This window comes from Finegoldia sp. P2-F-LR (assembly GCF_052932265.1).
In genome coordinates, this window is record NZ_JBRFJF010000007.1 from 67,447 (window position 1) to 89,961 (window position 22,515).

The 22,515-nt window shown below is 33.0% G+C and carries 26 protein-coding genes; 9 read left to right on the forward strand and 17 right to left on the reverse strand.

Features of this window, described 5'->3' with window-relative positions; translation table 11 throughout:
- Window position 1: 1 nt before the first annotated feature.
- Both ACU68W_RS05495 and ACU68W_RS05500 read right to left on the reverse strand, forming a co-directional pair.
- Complete coding sequence (locus ACU68W_RS05495) at window positions 2-1,291, reverse strand: metallopeptidase TldD-related protein (protein ID WP_446756240.1); 1,290 nt, start codon at window positions 1,289-1,291, stop codon at window positions 2-4.
- On the reverse strand, window positions 1,291-2,715 hold the full coding sequence (locus ACU68W_RS05500; protein WP_446756241.1) for a TldD/PmbA family protein: 1,425 nt from the start codon (window positions 2,713-2,715) through the stop codon (window positions 1,291-1,293). Before ACU68W_RS05500 ends, ACU68W_RS05495 begins: the two co-directional genes overlap by 1 nt.
- Before the next feature lie 119 nt (window positions 2,716-2,834).
- Here ACU68W_RS05500 and relB point away from each other — a divergent pair, with 119 nt between their 5' ends.
- The gene (relB, locus tag ACU68W_RS05505; protein WP_353316591.1) at window positions 2,835-3,056 is read left to right on the forward strand and encodes a type II toxin-antitoxin system RelB family antitoxin; all 222 of its coding nucleotides are present in this window, start codon (window positions 2,835-2,837) and stop codon (window positions 3,054-3,056) included.
- Between the two features lie 55 nt (window positions 3,057-3,111).
- Here relB and pdxS read toward each other — a convergent pair whose 3' ends face one another.
- Window positions 3,112-3,954, reverse strand: a complete 843-nt coding sequence (pdxS, locus tag ACU68W_RS05510) for a pyridoxal 5'-phosphate synthase lyase subunit PdxS (RefSeq protein ID WP_002840912.1) — start codon at window positions 3,952-3,954, stop codon at window positions 3,112-3,114.
- A 109-nt stretch (window positions 3,955-4,063) separates the two neighbouring features.
- Here pdxS and pdxR point away from each other — a divergent pair, with 109 nt between their 5' ends.
- Together pdxR and ACU68W_RS05520 are read left to right on the forward strand one after the other, a co-directional pair.
- Window positions 4,064-5,443 (forward strand): MocR-like pyridoxine biosynthesis transcription factor PdxR, encoded by a 1,380-nt coding sequence (gene pdxR, locus ACU68W_RS05515; RefSeq protein ID WP_446756242.1) that lies wholly within the window; start codon window positions 4,064-4,066, stop codon window positions 5,441-5,443.
- Window positions 5,444-5,501: 58 nt separating this feature from the next.
- The gene (locus ACU68W_RS05520; RefSeq protein WP_446756243.1) at window positions 5,502-6,941 is read left to right on the forward strand and encodes an aminoacyl-histidine dipeptidase; all 1,440 of its coding nucleotides are present in this window, start codon (window positions 5,502-5,504) and stop codon (window positions 6,939-6,941) included.
- A 44-nt stretch (window positions 6,942-6,985) separates the two neighbouring features.
- On the opposite strand, the gene ACU68W_RS05525 is transcribed toward ACU68W_RS05520, so the two are convergent.
- Entirely contained in the window at window positions 6,986-7,675 is a 690-nt protein-coding gene (locus ACU68W_RS05525; RefSeq protein WP_446756244.1) for a hypothetical protein, read from the reverse strand.
- Window positions 7,676-7,863: 188 nt separating this feature from the next.
- Here ACU68W_RS05525 and ACU68W_RS05530 point away from each other — a divergent pair, with 188 nt between their 5' ends.
- Window positions 7,864-8,835, forward strand: a complete 972-nt coding sequence (locus ACU68W_RS05530; protein ID WP_094206334.1) for a hypothetical protein — start codon at window positions 7,864-7,866, stop codon at window positions 8,833-8,835.
- A 47-nt stretch (window positions 8,836-8,882) separates the two neighbouring features.
- On the opposite strand, the gene ACU68W_RS05535 is transcribed toward ACU68W_RS05530, so the two are convergent.
- The 10 genes from ACU68W_RS05535 to yqeC form a co-directional block, all read right to left on the reverse strand.
- Entirely contained in the window at window positions 8,883-10,070 is a 1,188-nt protein-coding gene (locus ACU68W_RS05535) for a MalY/PatB family protein (protein WP_278736178.1), read from the reverse strand.
- A gap of 89 nt (window positions 10,071-10,159) precedes the next feature.
- Window positions 10,160-10,561, reverse strand: coding sequence for a large conductance mechanosensitive channel protein MscL (mscL, locus tag ACU68W_RS05540; RefSeq protein ID WP_094206336.1), 402 nt, complete (start codon window positions 10,559-10,561; stop codon window positions 10,160-10,162).
- 17 nt (window positions 10,562-10,578) lie between these two features.
- Complete coding sequence (locus tag ACU68W_RS05545; RefSeq protein WP_094206337.1) at window positions 10,579-11,025, reverse strand: hypothetical protein; 447 nt, start codon at window positions 11,023-11,025, stop codon at window positions 10,579-10,581.
- 341 nt (window positions 11,026-11,366) lie between these two features.
- A complete protein-coding gene (gene trpS, locus ACU68W_RS05550; protein WP_094206338.1) occupies window positions 11,367-12,449 on the reverse strand; it encodes a tryptophan--tRNA ligase in 1,083 nt (360 codons plus the stop codon).
- 2 nt (window positions 12,450-12,451) lie between these two features.
- Complete coding sequence (locus tag ACU68W_RS05555; RefSeq protein WP_094206339.1) at window positions 12,452-13,675, reverse strand: CapA family protein; 1,224 nt, start codon at window positions 13,673-13,675, stop codon at window positions 12,452-12,454.
- Between the two features lie 7 nt (window positions 13,676-13,682).
- A complete protein-coding gene (gene rlmH, locus ACU68W_RS05560) occupies window positions 13,683-14,162 on the reverse strand; it encodes a 23S rRNA (pseudouridine(1915)-N(3))-methyltransferase RlmH (protein ID WP_002838033.1) in 480 nt (159 codons plus the stop codon).
- Between the two features lie 122 nt (window positions 14,163-14,284).
- Window positions 14,285-14,677 carry a 30S ribosomal protein S9 gene (gene rpsI, locus ACU68W_RS05565; RefSeq protein WP_002835726.1) on the reverse strand — a complete coding sequence of 131 codons (393 nt, stop codon included), beginning with the start codon at window positions 14,675-14,677 and terminating at the stop codon, window positions 14,285-14,287.
- Between the two features lie 11 nt (window positions 14,678-14,688).
- A complete protein-coding gene (gene rplM, locus ACU68W_RS05570) occupies window positions 14,689-15,120 on the reverse strand; it encodes a 50S ribosomal protein L13 (RefSeq protein ID WP_002838046.1) in 432 nt (143 codons plus the stop codon).
- Between the two features lie 188 nt (window positions 15,121-15,308).
- Entirely contained in the window at window positions 15,309-15,602 is a 294-nt protein-coding gene (locus tag ACU68W_RS05575; protein ID WP_094206340.1) for a cupin domain-containing protein, read from the reverse strand.
- Between the two features lie 9 nt (window positions 15,603-15,611).
- Complete coding sequence (yqeC, locus tag ACU68W_RS05580; RefSeq protein ID WP_308610928.1) at window positions 15,612-16,310, reverse strand: selenium cofactor biosynthesis protein YqeC; 699 nt, start codon at window positions 16,308-16,310, stop codon at window positions 15,612-15,614.
- Between the two features lie 109 nt (window positions 16,311-16,419).
- On the opposite strand from yqeC, the gene ACU68W_RS05585 reads away from it, so the two are divergent.
- Together ACU68W_RS05585 and ACU68W_RS05590 are read left to right on the forward strand one after the other, a co-directional pair.
- Window positions 16,420-16,620 (forward strand): hypothetical protein, encoded by a 201-nt coding sequence (locus ACU68W_RS05585; RefSeq protein ID WP_002838001.1) that lies wholly within the window; start codon window positions 16,420-16,422, stop codon window positions 16,618-16,620.
- A gap of 23 nt (window positions 16,621-16,643) precedes the next feature.
- Window positions 16,644-17,321: a hypothetical protein gene (locus tag ACU68W_RS05590; protein WP_308610927.1), complete on the forward strand. Its 678-nt coding sequence runs from the start codon at window positions 16,644-16,646 to the stop codon at window positions 17,319-17,321.
- A gap of 36 nt (window positions 17,322-17,357) precedes the next feature.
- On the opposite strand, the gene ACU68W_RS05595 is transcribed toward ACU68W_RS05590, so the two are convergent.
- Together ACU68W_RS05595 and ACU68W_RS05600 are read right to left on the reverse strand one after the other, a co-directional pair.
- Window positions 17,358-18,968, reverse strand: coding sequence for a hypothetical protein (locus ACU68W_RS05595; protein WP_446756245.1), 1,611 nt, complete (start codon window positions 18,966-18,968; stop codon window positions 17,358-17,360).
- Window positions 18,961-19,662 carry an ABC transporter ATP-binding protein gene (locus tag ACU68W_RS05600; RefSeq protein ID WP_446756246.1) on the reverse strand — a complete coding sequence of 234 codons (702 nt, stop codon included), beginning with the start codon at window positions 19,660-19,662 and terminating at the stop codon, window positions 18,961-18,963. The genes ACU68W_RS05595 and ACU68W_RS05600 overlap by 8 nt, the downstream gene beginning before the upstream one ends.
- Before the next feature lie 86 nt (window positions 19,663-19,748).
- Between ACU68W_RS05600 and ACU68W_RS05605 the strand changes: the two genes are divergently transcribed.
- On the forward strand, window positions 19,749-20,303 hold the full coding sequence (locus ACU68W_RS05605) for a CD3072 family TudS-related putative desulfidase (RefSeq protein ID WP_446756247.1): 555 nt from the start codon (window positions 19,749-19,751) through the stop codon (window positions 20,301-20,303).
- Window positions 20,304-20,334: 31 nt separating this feature from the next.
- Here the strand turns inward: ACU68W_RS05605 and ACU68W_RS05610 are convergent, their stop codons facing one another.
- Complete coding sequence (locus tag ACU68W_RS05610) at window positions 20,335-20,874, reverse strand: CD3073 family putative ECF transporter S component (RefSeq protein ID WP_353316604.1); 540 nt, start codon at window positions 20,872-20,874, stop codon at window positions 20,335-20,337.
- Window positions 20,875-21,034: 160 nt separating this feature from the next.
- Here ACU68W_RS05610 and ACU68W_RS05615 point away from each other — a divergent pair, with 160 nt between their 5' ends.
- Window positions 21,035-22,132 carry a cell wall-binding repeat-containing protein gene (locus ACU68W_RS05615; protein ID WP_446756248.1) on the forward strand — a complete coding sequence of 366 codons (1,098 nt, stop codon included), beginning with the start codon at window positions 21,035-21,037 and terminating at the stop codon, window positions 22,130-22,132.
- 190 nt (window positions 22,133-22,322) lie between these two features.
- Entirely contained in the window at window positions 22,323-22,487 is a 165-nt protein-coding gene (locus tag ACU68W_RS05620; protein ID WP_446756249.1) for a hypothetical protein, read from the forward strand.
- Window positions 22,488-22,515 lie beyond the last annotated feature (28 nt).

The following is a 22,515-nucleotide window of genomic DNA, read 5'->3' on the forward strand; positions in this document are numbered from 1 at the left end:
CTTATTTCCCTGCAATAGTCACATTATCAAACGCAATAACTGCTGGTGCTAAGCTGTTTTTGCGAGATTTCAACTCTTTTGAGAAAATCATAGAATCTTGAACTTCTTTTACATTTAATGAAATTGAACCACCTGTTATGAATGATTCCACGCCATCTTTTACAAGTCTTGCAAGTCTGAATTCTCCACCAAAATCTCCCGTAGCGCTGTCCATCAAGAATGACGAGAACGCCAACACTTCAATGTAATCTTGTGATTTCAATTCTTCGACAGAAATATCTCCACCACTTACTTCGAAAACTGGTGATTGTCCCATGTTTTTTACGTTCAAATAATAACTATACTTTGCGTTAGTAACCAAGTTTTCTACGACGCCATTTTTGTACAAATCATATTCTACAAGTTTTTTACCTTCTGAATCGACAGGTCTTTTGTTGATTGATGTCTCCAATGTTGGATTGATTTTCATGTTGAAGTTTACTTTTGGATTATCTCCGAAAAATCTCTCGCCTAATTTTGCAGAGCTGATTTGTTGATAAATCATGGCATCTCTCGCTTGATCGTAATAGTAATACAAGAATTCTTCGACAGCTTCGTTTGATAAAATAACTCTCATATTTTCCATTTTTTCATTTCTAACGGCGCTGGATCTTTTTTCAGTTTCCAAAAGTTGTTTGTCGACAATTTCTTCAATTTTGGAATAATCAATACTTGTCAAATCATATCCATTGAATATTTCAACAGGTTCATCTCCTACATTACAATCAGTTACTATTTCAAATGTAAACTTGTTAGATGGATATTCTACATCCACACCCTTTGATGTAACGACATGCTTGTGATTTTCGTAGGCGAAAATTTCGCAAGAATTTACTTTTGATTTGTAGCCGTAATCTTTGTAGATAACATCGTGAACTTTTTTGAAATTATCTGTCAAATCTTCGCACACTTTGATGTCTTTTAATATAGCATAACCATCTTCTTTTTCTGGAAGTTCGTAGTATTTGTTCTTGACAAATTTCGCTGCAAAAGCAGTTCTGTCGATTTTTTCTTTGATTTCATCGTCACTGTCACTTAAGTTCAACACAACTGTGCTGTCACCTTTGAATTTGTCGCCATTTTCTTCAAAATCCACGAATACTCTTACAGATGTTTCATTAGTCACACAACTTCTGTTCATGTCTACTTTGTCTTTTATCAAAAATACTTCGTTGGATTTGGACACAGTGTTGACAACTATCCAGTCGGTAATTTTTTCGTTTTGTTTTAATATATTTATTAATCTTTCCATTAACTTAAAATCCCCTTTGCCTTAATGTATGATCCACCAGTCGATGTCTTAACCCATTCTTTCCAGCCTTTTCCGCAATATCCTCCACCAGAAAGTACAAGTCCGTTGGAAACTTGTGTGATTGATTGCAATAAATCTGGAACATATCCTGTCAAATAAACTGGGCTTACGATTTTGCCAGTTAATTTGCCATCTATGATTTCGCGGCCTTTCATTGCTACGCATTGAATTCCCCAGTTTTTTGGATCTTCCATACCAGATGAGAAACCTTCCAACAAATATCCTTTGTCGACAGATTTAATCATATCCTCAACAGAATCTTCGCCTGCTTCAAAGAAAGTATTAGTCATACGAGTGTATACTTTTCTCTTGAAAGATTCTCTCTTGCCATTTCCTGTGGATTCTTGTCCCAACAAAATCGCAGACAATTCATCGCACATTCCATGACGCAAAATTCCCTTGTCAATAATCACAGTATCTCTTCCCAAGTTTCCTTCATCATCGAATAAATAGCTTGACACTTCGTCGAAAGCAGTCGCACCGTCGTGCATGATTATCTTGTCGCTTGCAACTCTCTTGTCTTGGTATTCTTTTCCTTTTGCACGTTCTTTTACATACATATCCATTTCAGCTCCGTGGCCGAAAGCTTCGTGAGCGATAAGTCCTGTAAAATCAGGATCGCAAATTATGTCGTATTCTCCAGGAACAACTCTGTCTGCTGTAAGTAATTCTTCAGTTCTTCTACAAGCATCATCCGCTGCTTTTTCGAATTCAGAAATCAATTCACTTCCACACAATCCAGAACTAGAAATAAAATCTAATTTAGTATTCTTTCCATCAGTTGCTGCTGCCATTGCAAATCCTGTTGAATAAGCGTAAGATTGGTACAAATCTTTATTTTTCGATAAGAAAATTTTATTGACTTGCGTAATATTCAATCTCAAAGAAAGTTGAACGATTTTTTCGTATTTTGATTTAACTTCGTCGTGAATTTTTTGCAAAGTAGTGATGATTTTTTCTGGATTATCTTGTTCTGGTAAGTTTTCAACTTCAGTGATTTTTTCTTTTACGATTTCGTCGTCATTTGGAAGTCTGTCGTAAGTTACCCTGTCCAAGCCTTCGACGATTTTTTTACGATCTTCAAGTGCGATTTTACGGACATTTTCGCAAACTTCATCTACATTTACTTCGTTAAATGAATACTCACTAAATCCCAAATTAGTGTACACTCTGATTACGAATCCTCTTTGGTAATCAGGAGATGGATTCAATGAAATTGCTGATGTAGTCACAGAATAACTTGCCCCATCAACATCGCAACCCAAAATAGAAACGTATTTGAAATCAGTTTCCAATTTTTTTATAATTTCTTGTAATTTAGATTTATTATCTAATAAAAATTTTGATATAGTTAGTTTTTTCATTTTCTACCCCTTTCATTAATAATTATAGTAAATACTTCTAGCTATTACAATGAATTTAAAGAAAATGATATCACAAAATTAGATAATGGAGTAAAATATGTATAAAGGAGTGTAGCCTAATGAAAACTAATATTCAATTAACTCAAGAAGAAATGATTCTCGCGAAAAATTATGCGAAAAATCATTCGATGAATTTGGAAGATGCTTTTAAAAATGCTTTATTCGAAAAAATTGAAGATGAATACGACACAATCTTAGCCGAAAAAGCTTATGAAGATTATCTAAAAGATGAAAAAAATAGCAAACCAATTTCTGAATTATGGAAAAGTTTAGACTTGTAATAAACCAAAAAATGGCTACCAATTTTCAGGTAGCCATTGTTTAGTTTATTTCGTTTTATCTATTAGCCATGATGACTTTTATCTCATCTGGATTAATTCCAACCATTGCTTCTCCCAAATCTTTACTCACTTCAAGCAATACATCAGGATTATTGTAATTTTCTACAGCTTTTACGATAGCTTTGGCACGTTTTTCTGGATTTCCACTTTTGAAAATTCCACTACCAACAAACACACCTTCAGCTCCCAATTGTCTCATTAATGCCGCATCAGCAGGAGTTGCAACTCCACCTGCAGAAAAATTAAGTACAGGTAATTTTCCATTTTCGTGAACGTATTTCAATAATTCAAAGCAAACTCCCATTTCTTTTGCTTTGTCGTATAATTCATCTTCCTTCAAAGACTTCACCAATGAAATTTCGCCCATGATTTGTCTCATATGTGTAACAGCTTGGACAACATCTCCAGTTCCAGCTTCACCTTTTGTTCTAATCATCTTAGCGCCCTCTTTGATTCTTCGTAAAGCTTCCGATAAATTTCTCGCTCCACAAACAAAAGGAGTGTTAAATTTTGATTTGTCGATGTGATATTTGTCATCTGCTGGGGACAAAACTTCTGATTCGTCAATGTAATCAATTCCCAATGATTCCAAAATTTGCGCTTCAACAAAATGACCAATTCTAACTTTTGCCATCACAGGAATTTTGACAGCTTTCATAATTTCTTCAATCATTTTAGGATCGCTCATTCTGCTAACTCCTCCAGCAGCTCTAATATCTGCAGGAACTCTTTCAAGTGCCATTACGCTTACTGCTCCTGCTGCTTCTGCAATCCTCGCTTGTTCAGCATTGATTACATCCATTATTACTCCGCCCTTTAATTTTTCATTTATATCCATTAAAATCACCTCGCCTTTATAATACATGCAAATTGCATCTAATCATAGTAGCAAAATAAAATAATTTTATGGGTACAGATGTGTTATACTTAATCCAACGGAGGATTTTATGTTCATAAATTTAAACGACAAAGATTATTTGTATAATCAAATTTACGATTCTATAAAAGAAAAGATTAACACGAAACAATTGAAAACCAATGACAAGCTTCCTTCTATTAGAAAATTATCAAATGAGCTGAATATTTCTATAAACACTGTATCCAATGCGTATTATCAATTGGAAAAGGAAGGATACATTCGTTCCAGTGAGAGAAGTGGGTTTTTTGTAGAAAAATCTGGTCATATTTTGCAAAACGATGCAAACTTTGATGATGAGGATATGATTGTTGAAGAAAAGAATTCTTACCTGTATGATTTTTCATTTTCAGGTGTGGATAAATCTTGCTTTAAATACAAGCAAATCAGAAAGGCTTTCAGGGATTCAATTAATGAAGATGATGATGCTATTTTGGGAAAGGTCGATGGACTTGGACTTTTTTCGTTGAGGTGTTCTATTTCAAATTATTTGAAGGATTTCAGAGAAATTATCGTGAATCCCAATCAAATTGTCGTGAGTTCCGGCAGCAATGAGTTGTTGATTTTGATTAAAAACCTTCTTAACAATCCCGTTTTTGGTTTCGAAAATCCTGGATATGCATATCACGGAATTGGTTTTTACAATAATTTCAACAGTACGCCGATTGATGTGAATGAAGATGGAATTGATATAGATTTTCTGAAACAAACAGATGCGAATGTTGTAAGCGTGACTCCTTCTCATCAGTTTCCTACTTCTGCGATTATGCCGATTAATAAGAGGATTGATCTGTTGAATTGGGCTTACGAAAAAAATAATCGCTATATAATCGAAGATGACTACGATGCAGAATTCAAATACAAGCTTCGTCCTATCGCTCCACTGAAGACTTTGGATGTGAATGATAAGGTGATTTACATTGGGAATTTTTCACGTACTGTAGCCCCTGCGATGCGTGTGAGTTTTATGGTTTTGCCTAAAAATTTGATGAAGAAATTTTATTCTGTATTAAAATCTGAGAGATGTCCTGTGTCGATTTTCGTTCAATCTGCACTGTCCAAGTTTATCGACAGCGGAGATTTTGAAAAGCAGGTCAATCAAATGAAAAAAGTTTACGCAAAAAAATACGAAATTATTTTTTCGAAAATTAACGGCTGCAAATTCATTAATTTTGAGAAAACTGATTGTGGCACATCTGTCGTAATCAAGGTCGATAAGAGGATTGACAGTAATGTTTTGTTGAAAACTTTGAAAGAAAATTCTGTGTATGTCATTCCTATCGATGATTTTTATTTGGATAAAAACATGAACACTAATGTGTTTTTGATTGGATTTGCGAAGATGAGCTATGATGATATCTCTAATGGTATGGATATTATCGTAAATGTTGTAAATAATCTTGTCAATTAGATTACAAAATATTGTAAAAGAGTTATAATAAAGTAAGAATATATATAGGAGGTTACTCATGCAAAGATATGAAGATTTACAACCAAAGAATGTGTTTCACTGGTTCAAACAATTAAACGATATTCCTCGTGGTTCGGGAAATGAAAAAGGCGTTTCAGATTTTTTGGTTAGTTTTGCAAAGGAAAGAGGACTTGAAGTATACCAAGATCATCTTAACAATGTAATTATCAAAAAAGACGCTACAAAAGGTTACGAAAATTCAGAACCTGTTATTTTGCAAGGACACATGGACATGGTTTGCGAAAAGACTGATGATTCAGACCACGATTTCTTAAAAGATCCTATCTCAATGCACGTTAAAGACGGATATGTTTATGCAGATAACACAACTTTAGGAGCAGATGACGGAATCGCTGTTGCGTTTTGCTTAGCTATTTTGGATTCTGATGATGTTGCTCATCCAAAATTGGAAGTTCTTGTAACAATTGATGAAGAACGTGGAATGGACGGAGCAAACGGTGTGACTGCTGAACATTTGAACGGAACTCGTTTGTTAAACATCGACACCGAAACCGAAGGAGACTTCATTGTAAGCTGTTCTGGTGGAGCAAATGCCATTACTACTTTCAAGAGTGAAAAATCAGAAGGCTTATCAAAGGCTATCGAAATTTCTCTTTCTGGATTAAATGGTGGTCACTCTGGTCTTGAAATTCAAAAACAAAACAAAAACGCCATCAAAGTTATGGCAAGACTTTTGAACAAAGTTGCTTTGGAAATGGATTTTAGATTGCAAGAAATCTCCGGTGGATCAAAACACAATGCCATCGCAAAGAATGCTCACGCTATCATCACTGTTGATGATTTGGACAAGGCAATGAATATTTTAAACGAAATTGGAGAATATGTTCGTCACGAAGGTAGAAAAACAGATCCTAACTTGGTTTTGGATATTAAAGAAACAGAAAAAACAGAATTTTCTTATTCAAAAGAAACTTCTCAATCTATCGTTAAATTCTTGTATTTGTTAATCAACGATGTTATTTCAACTTCACAAGACATCGAAGGTTTGGTTCAAACAAGTTCAAACGTTGGTGTTGTTGAAGCAGACGACGAAAAAATCAAGGTTACTTGTTGTGTAAGAAGTTCTGTAGAAAGCGAACTTCACAATATGTTCGACAAGATCAAATCATTAGCTTATTTGACTCACGGAACTACTGTTATCGAAAAAGAATATCCAGCATGGGAATTCAACACTGATGGAGAATTGGCAAAGGTTGCTCCAGCATTGTACGAAGAAATGACTGGCAAGAAAGCTAATGTAACTGCAATTCACGCAGGTTTGGAATGTGGTTTGTTAAAAGGCGTACTTCCTGATTGCGATATGATTAGTTTCGGTCCAGATATCATTGGCGCTCACACTCCATTGGAACATTTGGGAATTGAATCTACTCAAAGAATGTACGATTACACATTAAAATTATTAGAAAAATTAAAATAACAAAAAATTAAGGAAAGTTCTTTTTATGAACTTTCCTTTTTAAATTATTTGTATTCATGATTTTCTAAAACATAAATTAAATCTTCATTAGTTTCTTTACTTTTTTGAACTTCAAACATTCCAATATATGAGTAAAAATCGTACACATCAAAATCTTTTATATTCTTATCTATCTCTGAATCCGATAAATTGTCTCCATTCATTACCGATGATTTTTTAATGTAATTTTTTATATCTTTTTTGGATAATTTTGTTTGATAATTTTCTGATTCTATCATATCCTCAGCAACTTCATTTTCTACGACATACGTATTCTTATCCTTAGATATTAAAATTCTCATTATCACGCCTTCTCCAGATTTCTTATCCTTAGTAGAAATCCATGTCTTCACTAAAACTAAAATTTTGTCTTTACTTTCATACGTATCCAATATTTTCAACTCGGATAATTCATAATACTTATAATCTGGTTTTTTAGCTAAAAATTTTTCAAGACTTTCACTCAATCTAATTTTATTTGTATCTTTTTCCAGCTTGTAATATTTTTGCGTAAAAAACATTTTTACAGTTTCATTTATATTAGCTTTATCCTTTTCATCATTAGCAACTTTTGCTGTTTCGTTTTGATTTGCTTTTTGCTCGTCGTTTTTAATTTTATTTTTTTGACAAGACGATAAAAGTAACAACATCATAATAACAAGTGTGATTGTTTTTCTTAATTTACCTATAGTCATATGAACCTCTAATATTTTTTCATAATTATCACTTCAATTTTATTTTAGTTAAACGATTTCTACTTGTCAACTATTTATTTGTCATTTATATTTCAAAATTCAACATTAGGTTACAATAAGTCTACAATTGTGATTTGTTCAAAATCATTTGCCGAAATCTGTTATAATATTATTGTCAGGGGGAATTTATGAAAAAGAAATTTACATTAGTGTTATTATCACTACTTATGGTAATAACTTTAAGCGCTTGCTCTCAAGCAAAAGAAAAAGTAAGCCTATTAAACGATTTTAGAAAAACAACTGAATGGAAGAACCAATCTTATGAATTCAAGAATGAAACTTCCAAGCTAAAAGAAATCAAAGTCAAAGCAACACAAGACAAAACAACAGGAGTTGCAATGGCAACTGTTACAAGCGATGTAGCTCAATTAGCTGGTCAAGGAAACAACTTGGGTGAACTTCACTTTGCAATCCAAGATGGAAAAGCGTACTTGAATTACGATGCATTTGCTAACAATCTTCCACCAAAAATGAAGGAAGCTTTGATTCAAAAAAACTTGTACTTCAATGTTACACAAATTTTGCAAAAATTAACTGAGCAAAATTTCCAAGCGACAACTGTAAGAGATTTCACTGTGTTCATGCCACTTTTATCATCAAATACAAAATTCCAAGTTAGAATCGCAAAAGACTTTGTAATCGACAACAAGGAATTAACTGTTAAAGAAGATGGCAACCACAAATACTCTGTGAATTTGACTGGCGAACAATGGGCAAAAGTCATGGAATATTCAAGAAAAACTTTATTGAAAAACTTCAAAGAATACGCCAAACTTGCCAAGGGAAGTGACCTTACAGACCAAGAACAACAAAAAATCCAAGAAATTGAAAATAATTTAAAATCAGACCAATCTAAAAAAGAATTCGAAGAAAAAATGAACACATTAAAGACAACTAACAAAGACGATAAGTTCAATTTAACATTTGAATTCAAGGACAAATCATACGATGTTAGCTTAAAATCAACTCCAAAATCAAAAGATACAGAAAGCATTAACATCTCAATAACTTCAAAAGAAGACACATCAATTAATAATCCAAAAGTTCAAGTGGATAATGGTCCTTTCGAATTTATGCAACAATTTTTGAATGTAAAATAGAAATTAAAAAAATCCCGAAATTCAAACGAGTTTCGGGATTTTTGTGTTTATTTGTATAATTCTTGTAGTAAATTATCCAATCTAACTAATGCGTCTTTTACGACTTTTGTAGGAGCTGCAACGTTAAATCGTACAAATCCATCGCATTCTCCGAAAAATCTTCCGTCAGTGAATACCAAATCAGCTTTTTCACCCAATGTTTTAAGCAAATCGTCGCTGTTCAATCCTAAACATCTGAAATCCATCCACATAACATAAGTTGCTTGAAGGTGATTTACTATGATTTTAGGGTATTTTTCTTGGAAGAAATCGTAGACGATTTTTTGGTTAGTATCTATAACATTGATTAATTCGTCAAGCCAGTCTTCAGCTTCGTCAAAAGCCAATTGTGTAGCTTCAAGTCCCATAACATTGACAGCGTTGCTTCTCATAATATCCAAAGTCTTCTTGTATTGAGCCATCATTTCGGAATCGGAAATAATTGTATATCCACAGCAAAGTCCTGCCAAGTTAAAAGCTTTTGTAGAAGATTGACACACAACTGTTTTTTCGATTAATTTTCTATCCAAAGAAAGCACAGATGTGTGAGTGTTTCCCGGCATAACAATATCTTGCCAAATCTCATCAACCACAACAATCACATCATTATCATTCGCAATCTTGATTACTTTTTCCAAATCATCCTTGCTCCACAAAATTCCACCCGGATTATGAGGATTACAAAGAATAACCATTTTGTTTTCAGACTTTTTACATTCTGATTCAAATTTTTCAAAATCAATTGAATAATTGTTGCGTTGGTCTGAAATCAAAGGAACATCTGTCATAACTCTTTCATTAAATTCAATGGCAAATCTGAATGGACCATACACTGGTCTCATAATCATTACAGAATCGCCTTTTTTAGTGAAAGCACTTACTGCAGCAAAAAATCCATCTACAACAGTTGGAACTTCGACAATCCATTCTTTTTTTATATCTGCATTGTGGCGTTTCTTGTCCCAATTTATGATGCTATTGTAAAATCTGTCTGTAGGAGAGCAATATCCCAAAACCAAATTATCTAAGCGTTTTTTCAAACCTTCGATAATTTCTGGTGCGTTTTTGAATTCCATATCTGCAACGCTAAATGGAACTACATCTTTTTTCATATTCGGAAATTGTTCGCTTCTTACAGCCCATTTTCTAGATCCCATTTCGTTTCTGTCACTAATCGTTTCAAAATCGTATTTCATCATAATCTCCTTATTATAAATTAATCATTCCTTTTTCAGTATAACACAAGACAACAAAAAAAGAGGATACAATCCCCTTTTATGTCAAATTATTCTGTTAATTCAGATGTACAATGTGGACATCTTGTAGCAGTAATGTCGATTTCACTCTTGCAATATGGGCAAGTTTTTGTTGTTGGATCAGCTTCCGGTTCTTTATGCAAAGCATCGCGACCTTTATTGATAGCTTTAACCATCAAGAAAACTACGAATGCAATTATAATAAATTTAACCAAAGCATCCAAGAACAAACCGTATTGTAACTTAACTCCTGCAACAGTTGCTGCCATTTCTTTCATATCAATTCCTGCAGTTGCAGCCCCAATCAAAGGTGCTATAAGTCCATTAATAAGTCCATCTACCATTTCCTTAACAGCAGCACCCATGATAACGGCAACTGCCAAATCCATTACATTACCTTCAGTAATGAATTTCTTAAACTCTTTGAACATAATACCCCCTATAAAATCTATTCATTCATTAAATTCATTTTTTCCTTTTGTAAATTATACACTTCTTTTTTCAATTGCTTAATAGCAGCGTCGCAATTTCTCTTGTTATTGAGAATTTGCATTTGAATTACAGAGTCAAAAAGCTTATTATCAAAATAATCCGCCAAGAAAAACGTGTTCTTGTATCTGAAACCAACACTTGGTTTCTTGTCCAAATCAATCATAATATTATTGAACTTTCTAATCGCCAAATCAGCCTTCTTCGCTTGATTCTTCGCCTTTTTTAAATTCGATCTTTTAATCATAGTAGTAATAGTCTTACCCTTGAAAATATCGAAAATTCCCCATCCTGATGCTGTACCCAAATAAGATTGCACCTCATTCAAGCTAGCTATCGCAATTTCTCCAAGCTTAATAGCTTCGTTTATATTATATAATCTAGATCCTACTTTTGCTCTTAACATAATAATCTTCCTTTCCTTTATTATTTATACCCTTAAATAATAATTTTAAGCAAATGAAAAATCAAATAAAATTTATATTTTATTAATCAAGCAAAAATCAACCACCGAAGTGATTGACATATATAAAAAATATAGCAAACCTTTCATGCTAAGAATATCATACGGAAAAAATTGTCAAGATTTCAAATCGAATAAATCCGTCAAAATCGGACTGCGTAAGCTTCAGCGTGCTTGCGATTTTAGGATTTTGAGATTTAGAAATCATCAATTTTTGAAGTCTAGATATTCGTATATGATGGTTTGCTATCCATAATCAACCACTGACGTGATTGATTTCTCATTTATTTGTATTTTTGTTGTTGTTTATTAATCAATTCCACATCTTCAAAGTAGTTGATTCCCATTGCAGCTTTTACTTTCTTCAAAGTTTCTGCTCCAACTTCTCTGGCATCTTCTGATCCTTTTAACAACATATCGAAGATTTCTGGAATGTTTTGTTCGTAGTGTTTTCTTTTTTCTCTGATTGGAGATAATTCTTTTTGCAAAATATTGTTCAAGAATTTTTTGATTTTGACATCGCCAAGTCCACCACGTCTGTAATGATCTTTTAATTCGTCCAAATTTTTGTAATCTGGAAGAAATTCTGAGAAATCATCGTCTGTACAGAAAGCGTCCAAATAAGTGAACACTGTATTTCCTTCAACTTTTCCAGGATCTGTAATTTGAATGTGGTTAGGATCTGTGAACATACTCATTACTTTTGATTTGACATCTTTTTCAGAATCCGACAAATAAATACAGTTACCCAATGATTTACTCATTTTCGCTTTGCCATCTAATCCTGGAAGTCTGGAACAGATTTTATTGTCAGGAATTACAGCTTTTGGTTCAACCAAAACTTCTGAGTAATAATTGTTAAATGTTCTGACAATTTCACGTGTTTGTTCCAACATTGGAAGCTGGTCTTCTCCAACAGGAACTATATTTGCATTGAAAAGCGTGATATCAGCTGCTTGGCTGATTGGATAAGTCAAAAATCCAACAGGAATGCTCGCTCCAAATTCTTTTTGTTTGATTTCTGCTTTAACTGTAGGATTTCTTTCGAGTCTTGAAAGTGTAACTAAGTTCATATAATAAAACATCAATTCTGTTAGTTGTTCAACGTGTGATTGCACGAATATCGTAACTTTATTAGGATCAATCCCACAACTTAGATAATCAAGCGCAACTTCAATGATATTGTCACGGACTTTGTCTGGATTGTTAAAATTGTCAGTCAAAGCTTGCGCGTCGGCAATCATGACATACATCTTGTCGAAATCCCCTTTGTTTTGCATGATAACTCTGTTTTTTAATGAGCCTACGTAATGACCCAAATGTAATTTTCCTGTTGGTCTGTCACCTGTAAGTATTATATTTCCCATTTTTACTCCTTGTTAAAAATTTTCTCGTAATGTTGATTTGCTCTGTTCAATTTGGATATTATTTTGTCTTTTCTTGGATAATTTATCTCTGAATTAAGGACTTGTTTAACTGGAACTACGACATATCTTGTAGTCACACTATCTGTGTATTTGTCTAGATAGTATGGCTTGTTTTCGAAACTTTTTACAGTTGTCTTGTCCCCAATTTTCTCAATTTTAATATCCGAGTACACTCCAATCTCTACACCGTAATATTGTCCGTAGGATTCTCTTTGATCTGAAACTAGATTTCCCATTGAATAAACACAATATGATTTTTTGCCGTCGTTTTCAATAACATCAGCATTTTGTATTGTGTGCGGATGCGATCCTATCACCAAGTCAACTCCCATATCTGAAAGTTTCTTGAACGTGTTTTTCTGATAAGAGTTAGGATAATCAGAATATTCCTCTCCCCAATGCATGTAGCACATTATCACATCTGCGTGATTTTGCTTTAAATAATCCACATCTTTTTGGATTTGTTCCATATTTATTAAATTTACCGCAGTATCTCGTCCAGAATTAAGCATAGAATTTTCAAATCCATTGAGCATTTGTGTATATGAAAAAAATCCAACCTTTATCCCTTTCACATCAATGATAAGTGGATTGGTCGATTCGTTCTCCTTGAACGTTCCAGTTCTTTTCAAACCGTATTTTTCAATTGTATTAATTGTGTGGTCAATCCCTTTTAGTCTTCTATCGTAAGAATGATTATTGGCAGTGCTCACCACATCAAATCCTGTATCTTTTAGAGCTTTTACAACATTTTCGTGCGTTGCAAATTCTGGATAACCACTCATGTCTGATTCATTCTTCGCAATAGTCGTTTCCAAATTGACTATGGATAAATCACTCTTACCCACAATATCTTTAATAACCGCAAAAGAATCCGTAAAATCATAATTTGTAGCTTTTGCTTGGCGAATTTGAGTTATGTGATTCATATAATCGCCCCAACAAGTTATGGTTATCTCTGTCTTTTTCAGATTTTTATTTTCTTTTTCGTTATCTGATTTTTTATTTGATTTTTCTTCTGATTTTGTCACATTTTTCACTTGAGAACTTTTTTGTGATGGTTGAATTGGAGATTTCCCAGAAATCTCTGAATATCTAAAGCCAATCACACTAACTAAAATCACTATAAGAAAAGCCAATGCAATAGTTGTCTTTTTTCCCTTCATTTTATCCTCACTTATGATATGGCAAATTGTTAATTATTCTGAAACTTCGGTAAATTTGTTCCAACAAAATCAACCTCATCAGTTGATGTGGAAATGTAAACTTGGAAAAAGAAAGCGCATAATCGCTCCTGTCAAGCACACTTTTCCCCAGTCCCAAAGATCCGCCGATAACAAAACAAATATTAGAATGACCTTGTACAGTTAAATTTTCAATCTTGGCGGCTAATTTTTCGCTAGTAAGTTGATTTCCCAAAATCTCAAGCGTAATCACGTAGTGATTATCCTTGATTTTCGACAAGATTTTCTCCGCTTCCTTGTCCTTCACAATCTCCTTTTCACTGTCGGACAAATTCTCTGCAGCACTCAAATCATCAACCTCAATTATGTTTAGCTTGCAGTGTGCAGATAATCTTTTCGAAAATTCAGCAATGCCTAGTTTTATGTATTTTTCCTTAACCTTACCCACCGAAATAATATCGATATTCAAAATAATCACAACCTTTTTACTTTAATAAGTATATCATATATTGATTAGGAGTATAAAATAATAATTTTTTACGCAAATAAAAAACCCACAGACAAAAATCTGTGGGAATAATTTCGATATAACTATCTCTTACTGAATTGTGGAGATTTACGAGCTTTTTTAAGACCGTATTTCTTTCTTTCCTTTTTACGAGGGTCTCTAGTTAAGAAACCTGCTCTTTTTAATTCAGCTCTGTAGTCTGGGTCAACTTCTAATAAAGCACGAGCAACACCATGTCTAATAGCACCTGCTTGACCAGTGTATCCGCCACCTTTTACATTAACAGTAACATCATAGCTTTCAGTGTTGTTTGTTAATTCCAAAGCTTCCTTAGCTATAACTCTTAATGTATCGAAGTTAAAGTATTCACTTATATCTTTTTTGTTAATTGTGAATTTTCCACTTCCTGGTACTAAAGTAACTCTAGCAACAGAAGTTTTTCTTCTACCAGTTCCTTGATATCTATTATTAGCCATTTAATTACCTCCTACTTAATTTCCAAAACTTCAGGGTTTTGAGCGATGTGATCGTGATCAGCGCCTCTGTAAACTCTTAATTTTTTAGCCATTTGACGTCCTAAAGAGTTGTGAGGAAGCATGCCAACGATAGCATGAGTTACAGCTCTTTCTGGGTCTTTTTGCATTAAGTCTTTGTAGGTAATTGATTTAAGACCACCAGCGTATCCTGTGTAATGTCTTAATTCTTTTTGTTCTAATTTCTTACCTGTTAATTTAACTTTTTCTGCGTTAATTACAATTACGTAATCTCCAACATCCGCATTAGGAGTAAACATTGGTTTGTTTTTTCCCCTTAAAATAGAAGCAACTTCAGTAGATAATCTACCTAAAACAACATCTGTTGCATCTACTACATACCATTTTCTTTGGATGTCATCTTTCTTAGGTATATAAGTTTTCATTCAATTCATCCTTTCCTTTATTTACAATATTTGGCTACTTGGACATCGCTGCCAAAAAGCGATTGTTTTCTCACCGGGAATTTAGACACGTCGCACACCCGGCCATCGGCGACTTTCTGTATTGTATAAAAGGAAATGACTCCTTTTACATACCAAAATATTATATACTCTCTTGATTCAATTGTCAACTATTTTATCGTAAAACACAGCCACACGCATTCATCACTTGTGCTTTTTACTTCGTGAACTACATTTTTAGGAATAAAATACGTATCCATCTCTTTGAGTCTTACATCTTTTCCTTCGACATTTAACATTGCCTCACCCTTAATTATGACAACAAATTCATCAAAATCCTGATTATATGGTCCTGATGTTTCGTTTTTCGATTGGATTCTGTGAATGTCAAACTTTTCATTTCTAACAATTGTATCCTTAATAATATGATTCTCATCAAAATTCAAATCTTCAAGTAAATTCATAAAATTCTCCTAGTATATTTTTATAATTTCCCCAAAACTCATCACAAAAATCTTCACGTCCACATCAATTCTCTCAATAATATCCATCGCATTTTCAATGTCTTGTTTTGTGTCTGCCTTGTTCAAAATCAAAAACTTTTTCGCATCGTAAGAATTTTTGAACAGACCACAATTAGAATTGATGATTTCAGCGTAGCTTTTTGTTGTCAAAGTCTTGGGATTTCCAATAATTTTCTCCATAAAATCAACTCTGTGGCAAAATCTTTCATCAAAAGGCTTGTCCACACTATCTAGTCCCATCACACCAACGCAGTGCGTGATGTTTTTAGGATTTACAGGTTCATCTTCACGAGGAGCTTTAATAGGTCTTGTCTTTGCCCCATCCGTTTCCAAAATTATATTGGAAAACAAACCATCAAGAAAAATTTTGTCGAAAAATTCAGGTTCAAATCCGATTTCTTTTGTATCTGTACGTGATTTCGATGCGAAATATATTTTCCCATCTACAATTTTCATTTTCTCATTGAATGTGTACAAATAATCAAATTTATCCTCACTCGCAATCCCCATTTTAGTAGTCGTACTCACTAGAGATGCTTCATTCATCGATTTGAACTCATTTGCAAGCAAAAAAACGCTCGAAGTTTTCCCGCCAGCACCTTGAACAGCTATCATGTTTTTATCATTCAAATTCATAAACTCTAACATAATATCACCATTTTTATTATCTCACAAAATTTTCAAATACAAAACCCAATTGAAAATCCTCATAAATGATTTATAATTAATATATAATAATATATTAAGGAAGGCATTTATGAAAATAGGATTCAGAACACCAAGCTTGAAGAAATCATTCAAAGCAAGAACAACATCCAAGTACAAAAGACAACTAAAGTCTGCAATTGACCCAACTTACGGCAAAAAAGGAGTTGGCTGGTTTAAAAACCCCAAAAAAGCACTTTACAACAAGATTTATAACAAAACAACAAGAAGTATATTTGATATTTTCAAGTAATTTAACGTAAAACAGAGGTACACATGAAAAAATTTCTAAAATTATTTGGCATAGCATTTGCAATCGGGATAGTCATGCTGATCATAAGCCTTGTCTTCAAAATCGACGACAAAGTAATGCTCAAATATTATTGGATAATCGGCGGAGTTGTCTTGGCAGTCATTTTAATAATCAACACAATTTATTACTCCTACAAAACAAACGAATTGAAACACTCAATGAAACTGTTCGAAGAAATGAAATACAAAGATTTCGTCAATGAATTAGAACCTAAAATTCCCAAAATCAAAAACAAACACATACAAACAGTGATGAAAATGAATTTGGGAGCAGGATATTTGGAACTTAATGAACCAAATAAAACATTGTCAACTTATGAAACAATTGCAAAAGACCAATTGAAAAATCAAGACCTTCAATTGATATATTGGCTCAATACAATGATCGCCCACTTCAAATTGAACGAGCAAAATAAGTTTAATGAGCTATTCACAACACACGAAAAGCTTTTAAAACAATTTAAAAATAGTCCAAATTACGGCGAAAACATCAAACAATTGTTTATAATGAAAAACATATCTGACGACGATTTTGTATTAGCACGAAAAAACTTAAACGAATTGAAATCAAAATCCACAAACCCGAGATTTAAAAAAGAATACAAAAGATTGGAAAATATAATAAAGCAACACGAAAAATAAAGGCTGCGAGCGTGAACTCATAGCCTTTTTTCATTTCTAACTTTTCTTCAAATTAAATGTTTTATCTCCCTTAGCCAACACCAAGAAATATCCTACAACTGTATAAATCATGCAGATTGCCAATGCTACTAATCCTATGTTGAAATTCAATTTTATTTGAAGGATTATTATTCCCCAGAAAAGTAATGATTCAAAAGTGTTTAATATTGAGTAGACTACGTTTTTGCTTTTGAGTCCTACTGTGAATGGTTGAAGTAGCATGTACATGTAGAGTTGTTTTACTGATTGATACAAGTAGATTATGATGACTGCGACTGCGGCTTTTATTAACAAATCTATTGTGTTTAATTTTGAGGCGAATATCCAACTTATTATCACTAGTAACGCCAATCCAAATGTAGGTGCGTTGTCTTTTAAATTTTGTTTTATTCTAAAATTTAGTGTGTCTTTTATGTTTTGTTTATTGGCGTAAATCATTTGTTTCATCAAATATCTATCCATATTCAAGAAAATAAATCTGTTGAATGATTCTGGAATTGCTATTTGTATTCCGAAATACAACAAGATTATCGGAAATACTGACACTAATATTTTCAACTCACTTGGTTTTGGATTGATTGTGAGTCCTCTTAGTACGATAAATCCAATTACACCAACAGCCAAAATTATTCCCGAACGTATTAGAATCATTTTTTTGTATTTGTGTTTGAATCTGTAGCGGAATAATTTGTTGATGTATTCAATCCCGTTGTAATTATCGTAAATTTTCCCGTTTTCTTGTGCTATTTTTTCATCGTCGATTTGGTATGCGACTGTGTTGATGTCTTTGAATGTGTTGTCGTGATCGATTATGGATTTATTGGTGATTTCAAGTCTAGCTATTTGTCTGATTTTGTCGGTTTTTGAAATCAGAACAGCTCCAATAATGTATGCAACAATTCCGAAAATCAGTGCATAAGTTGAGTAGAATATTTCTACAAAATATTTGGATTTCATGCTGTACAACGCCAAAAGTCCCATTCCCAATAGCAAAATCGCCCACATGCAAATGTAATTTGCGGTTAAATGTTTTTTGCTTTTTGTAGAATATGCCAAGATGTTGATGTGTTTTATTAATTTTCTAAATCCAAGGCAGAATACAGTGATATTCATTGCATACATTGGGTTGATGTCGAATATAGCGAAAAATATCGCGAATATTATTCCTGAGATTGCAAAGCTAATATCCGATAAATAATCCTGCAAAATCGTGTATTTCTTGGCGTCAAGTTTGAGTGCTTTGACACAAATAGAATCCTCATTATCGAAACTTACGTACATAAATTGTGAAATCATACTTCCAATAACAGCTGACAGATAAAACAAAGATATCATTATATTTTCTTGAATACTGCCTTTGAAAATCTTTGCTGTTCCTATAGTTGCAATGCCGTAAACTAATGCACAGTACAAAATTTTGTAAAGTATTGTCTTTAATACAAATGAAATGTAGAAAATCGCAGAATATCCAAAGCTCAACACGTCATTTCCGTAAATATCCGCAGGAATAATCTTCTTGAAAATTGAAAGTTTACGAAGTTGATACACTGACTGATTGAGCTTCATCTTCATAACTAATCTCAAATAAGTGCTAAGATAATTACTCATCAGACTCATCCTTTAAAATGTCGTAAAGATCTGAATCGAATTTCTCATCGTTTTTGTCCAAATCCAATTTTTGTAATTTCTTGTGATGAAGCAGCACGATTTCTTCGCTCATTTGTTTTGCCAAATCCAACATGTGCGTAGACAAAACAATAATCCTACCTTGTGATTTCAATTCCATCAACAATTTTTTGATTTGCGTACTGATTACAACATCCAAGCTTGTCAACGGTTCATCTAATAACAAAACTTTCGGTCTTGAGATGAACAGTGTTATCAAAGAAATTTTGCTTTTCATTCCGTGCGAATAATCTTTGATCAGTCTGTTTTGATCTTTCTTGGAAAATTCCATCATTTCCATGTAATCTTCAACCGTTTTTATGTCATTAGGCGAATTGATGTCACGATAAAATTTGATGTATTCATATCCTGTAAGAAATTCTGGCAAGAAATTTTCAGAAAAAAGCATTCCTATGTCTTCTTTATCAAGTTTTTCAGTTGAACCTTCATTTTCCAAGTAGAATTCTCCTGAATCAAAATCTATCTCATCGTATAAGACGTTGAACAGAGTTGTTTTTCCTGCTCCATTTCTACCCAAAACAGAAGTGATAACCCCTTCTTTGAATTCGTAATTTACTTCGTCGAGTACCAATTTGTCATCGTATTTTTTAGTCAAATTTTTGATTACTAATTTCATTTTATCCTCCTGTTTACTATTGTATTAATTATACCATACATTGTAGTGTTTGAAAAATATGCTATAATTGTTTTATAGAGGTGCGTATGCAAGAATATAAGAATATAATTTTGGTGTCACATTGTTTATTGAACGAACTTGCTGTTGTAAAAAACGATGCTGGCAGAAAAGATAATTTGAGTTTAATAAAAAATTTAATGAAAATGAACGTGGGAATTTTCCAATTACCTTGTCCAGAAAATAGAATGTACGGGCCCAATCGCTGGGGAAGTGTGTACGAGCAATTCGACAATAATTTTTACAGAAATACAAGTCGTGAATTGTTAAATCCAATTGTTGACGAAATCTCCGATTATATCAAGGACGGAGTAAATTTTTTGGGAGTTATAGGAATTGATGGCTCTCCAAGTTGTGGAATCGGGCTTACTTGCAAATCAGAAGAATTCAAAGGAGAAATCTCCTCTATAAAAGACATTGCTCATTGTGTAAATTCCGTAGAAATGACAGATGACAAGGGAGTCTTCATGGAAGAATTGGAAAAATTATTCGAAAACAAAAATATCGAGTCAAAATTTTACGGCTATAATGACAGAAATGTAGATGAAATAACAGAAAAAATCGAACAATCTATAAAAAAATAACGCATACTAGATGCGTTATTTTTGTGCTCATTTACAACATAGCTTTGACTCTTTTGTAAAGCAGTGAAACTATGGAGCAAGTTATTATTTTGTCCACTAAATTACTGGCAACTCTTGGTAAAAAAGCTGCTGAGAAAATAGTTTGGCCAGAGTTTTTTAGTGCAGTGAAGAATACATCGTTGAAATCGCCAGTGATTCCTCCATACACAAATACTGCGATTGGTGTACCGATTAATGGTGCAACGATTGATAAAATAATTCCTGTCACGACTGCTGTTTTAAGATCGAATTTTCTCTTTTTAGCTATGAATCCTACTATCAAACCTACCGCCAAATTTACTAACAGAAACGGAATTTCTCTTGGATCTTTCAAAACTCCCAGGATAACATTAGTCAACGCACCTGTGCATGCTCCCCATAATGGTCCCAAAACCACCGCTGTAAATACTGTGCCGACAGTATCCATAAACAATAGTGGTATTTTCAATCCTCCAACGAAAATTCCTAAAATGATATTAATTGCAATTCCAACTGCAGCAAAAACCATTTTCTTAGTTGAGTTATTTCTCATACTTTCCTCCTTTTGTATTTGTCTAAATTATATCACAAACATTATTCAGAACAAATACTTTTAATTTCAAATTTGAATCTCAACAATTTTACAACTTGCGTTCTTTCAAAATAAAAGTGTGATATAATATGAAATATAGAATAAATAAAGGAGATTTGTTATGAATTTAAAAAAGAAATTATTAGTAGCAGCTCTTGCTACATCTATGGTTTTGCCTACAGTATCTATGGCTTCAAAATTAAACGTTCAAAGATACTCAGGAAGTAGCCGTGTTGAAACTGCAGTTAATGTTAGTAAGGACCAATTCTCATCAGCAAAGTCAGCTATTTTGGTTAATCAATTAGCATTCCCTGATGCTTTAAGTGCAACAGTTCTAAGCAAAGGAACTATGCCAGTATTATTCTCTGAATCAAATAACATCAGCGCTGATACTTTGAACCAATTAAAATCAATGGGTGTTGAAAATGTTTATGTTTTGGGTGGAGAAAAATCCGTATCAAACGCAGTTGTAAATTCTGTAAAATCAGCTACCAACGCTAAAGTTGTTAGAATTAACGGAGCTGACAGATACAAAACAAACGCTCAAACAATCAAAGACAACGTAAAACAAACTTCAGAAGTTGTAATCGCAAGTGGCGAAATCTACGTTGACGCATTATACGGAGTAAGCTATGCAAACAAAGTTAACGCTCCAGTTATGTTAGTTCAAAAGAACAACATTCCAGCTGAAACTTTGAAAGTTTTAAAATCAATGAACGTAACTAGAATTACAATCATCGGTGGAGAAAAAACCATCACTCCTAAATTAGAAAAAGAATTATCAGAAATAGCTGTAGTAGACAGAATCGCTGGATCAAACAGATATGAAGGTTCATTGAAGGTAGCTAAGGAAGTTTACGGAGACAAACTTCAAACTGCATTAGTAGCTAGTGGAGAAAACTTTGCAGATGCATTGGTAGCTGCACCAGTAAGTCAAAAATTGGACGCTCCTATCTTACTTGCATCCAAAAATTCAGTAGAAAGTTCTATCGTTTCTTACTTCAGAGACAACAAAGAATTATCAAATATCAAAGTATTTGGTGGAGTTAACGCTATTGGATCAAAAGTATTCAAAGATTTGGAAAACTCTTATTATACTGTAGGTGAAAACGGAGAAAAAGTTATCGACGGTGGTACAATCATCGTAGAAAAAGTTAAAAACAATTCTACTGACAAACCAAACGCAACAACTCCTGTTGAAAATGGAACACAAAAATAATCTATAAAAAATAAAACTGTGTGAAGTCAAATTCACACAGTTTTTTTGATTGAATTTAACCTATAATTAAATAATATTTTACCTATAAAAAATAATCAATTGATATAATCATATTAGGATAATCTAAACATAAAAATTGTCTTTAAAAAAATGTTTTTGTTAAATTTTTTGACTTACGAAAGGATTAAAAATGAATAAGAAAATTTTGAGAATTATCGTTGGCTTAATATGGATATTAGTCGCTGTTTTTTCTTACAGAAGAGGTAACAATATCGCAACAATCGCATTGGCATTACTTGGACTTGTATTTATTTTTATGGGTCTTAAATCATCTGACGCATCTACAAACAAATAAAAAATGCATCATTAGTAGTAGAAGCTAC

What these genes read in the sequence shown, in the direction of transcription:
- ACU68W_RS05600 (WP_446756246.1), bottom strand. Translation starts at nt 19,662, where the DNA reads ATGAAATTAGTAATCAAAAATTTGACTAAAAAATACGATGACAAATTG.
- ACU68W_RS05495 (WP_446756240.1), bottom strand. Translation starts at nt 1,291, where the DNA reads ATGGAAAGATTAATAAATATATTAAAACAAAACGAAAAAATTACCGAC.
- rplM (WP_002838046.1), bottom strand. Translation starts at nt 15,120, where the DNA reads ATGAAAACTTATATACCTAAGAAAGATGACATCCAAAGAAAATGGTAT.
- ACU68W_RS05530 (WP_094206334.1), top strand. Translation starts at nt 7,864, where the DNA reads ATGAAAAAGAAATTTACATTAGTGTTATTATCACTACTTATGGTAATA.
- ACU68W_RS05595 (WP_446756245.1), bottom strand. Translation starts at nt 18,968, where the DNA reads ATGAGTAATTATCTTAGCACTTATTTGAGATTAGTTATGAAGATGAAG.
- relB (WP_353316591.1), top strand. Translation starts at nt 2,835, where the DNA reads ATGAAAACTAATATTCAATTAACTCAAGAAGAAATGATTCTCGCGAAA.
- mscL (WP_094206336.1), bottom strand. Translation starts at nt 10,561, where the DNA reads ATGTTCAAAGAGTTTAAGAAATTCATTACTGAAGGTAATGTAATGGAT.
- ACU68W_RS05535 (WP_278736178.1), bottom strand. Translation starts at nt 10,070, where the DNA reads ATGAAATACGATTTTGAAACGATTAGTGACAGAAACGAAATGGGATCT.
- ACU68W_RS05610 (WP_353316604.1), bottom strand. Translation starts at nt 20,874, where the DNA reads ATGAGAAATAACTCAACTAAGAAAATGGTTTTTGCTGCAGTTGGAATT.
- ACU68W_RS05555 (WP_094206339.1), bottom strand. Translation starts at nt 13,675, where the DNA reads ATGAAGGGAAAAAAGACAACTATTGCATTGGCTTTTCTTATAGTGATT.
- ACU68W_RS05500 (WP_446756241.1), bottom strand. Translation starts at nt 2,715, where the DNA reads ATGAAAAAACTAACTATATCAAAATTTTTATTAGATAATAAATCTAAA.
- ACU68W_RS05605 (WP_446756247.1), top strand. Translation starts at nt 19,749, where the DNA reads ATGCAAGAATATAAGAATATAATTTTGGTGTCACATTGTTTATTGAAC.
- ACU68W_RS05620 (WP_446756249.1), top strand. Translation starts at nt 22,323, where the DNA reads ATGAATAAGAAAATTTTGAGAATTATCGTTGGCTTAATATGGATATTA.
- ACU68W_RS05615 (WP_446756248.1), top strand. Translation starts at nt 21,035, where the DNA reads ATGAATTTAAAAAAGAAATTATTAGTAGCAGCTCTTGCTACATCTATG.
- ACU68W_RS05545 (WP_094206337.1), bottom strand. Translation starts at nt 11,025, where the DNA reads ATGTTAAGAGCAAAAGTAGGATCTAGATTATATAATATAAACGAAGCT.
- pdxS (WP_002840912.1), bottom strand. Translation starts at nt 3,954, where the DNA reads ATGGATATAAATGAAAAATTAAAGGGCGGAGTAATAATGGATGTAATC.
- trpS (WP_094206338.1), bottom strand. Translation starts at nt 12,449, where the DNA reads ATGGGAAATATAATACTTACAGGTGACAGACCAACAGGAAAATTACAT.
- ACU68W_RS05520 (WP_446756243.1), top strand. Translation starts at nt 5,502, where the DNA reads ATGCAAAGATATGAAGATTTACAACCAAAGAATGTGTTTCACTGGTTC.
- rpsI (WP_002835726.1), bottom strand. Translation starts at nt 14,677, where the DNA reads ATGGCTAATAATAGATATCAAGGAACTGGTAGAAGAAAAACTTCTGTT.
- yqeC (WP_308610928.1), bottom strand. Translation starts at nt 16,310, where the DNA reads ATGTTAGAGTTTATGAATTTGAATGATAAAAACATGATAGCTGTTCAA.
- ACU68W_RS05525 (WP_446756244.1), bottom strand. Translation starts at nt 7,675, where the DNA reads ATGACTATAGGTAAATTAAGAAAAACAATCACACTTGTTATTATGATG.
- pdxR (WP_446756242.1), top strand. Translation starts at nt 4,064, where the DNA reads ATGTTCATAAATTTAAACGACAAAGATTATTTGTATAATCAAATTTAC.
- ACU68W_RS05590 (WP_308610927.1), top strand. Translation starts at nt 16,644, where the DNA reads ATGAAAAAATTTCTAAAATTATTTGGCATAGCATTTGCAATCGGGATA.
- ACU68W_RS05585 (WP_002838001.1), top strand. Translation starts at nt 16,420, where the DNA reads ATGAAAATAGGATTCAGAACACCAAGCTTGAAGAAATCATTCAAAGCA.
- ACU68W_RS05575 (WP_094206340.1), bottom strand. Translation starts at nt 15,602, where the DNA reads ATGAATTTACTTGAAGATTTGAATTTTGATGAGAATCATATTATTAAG.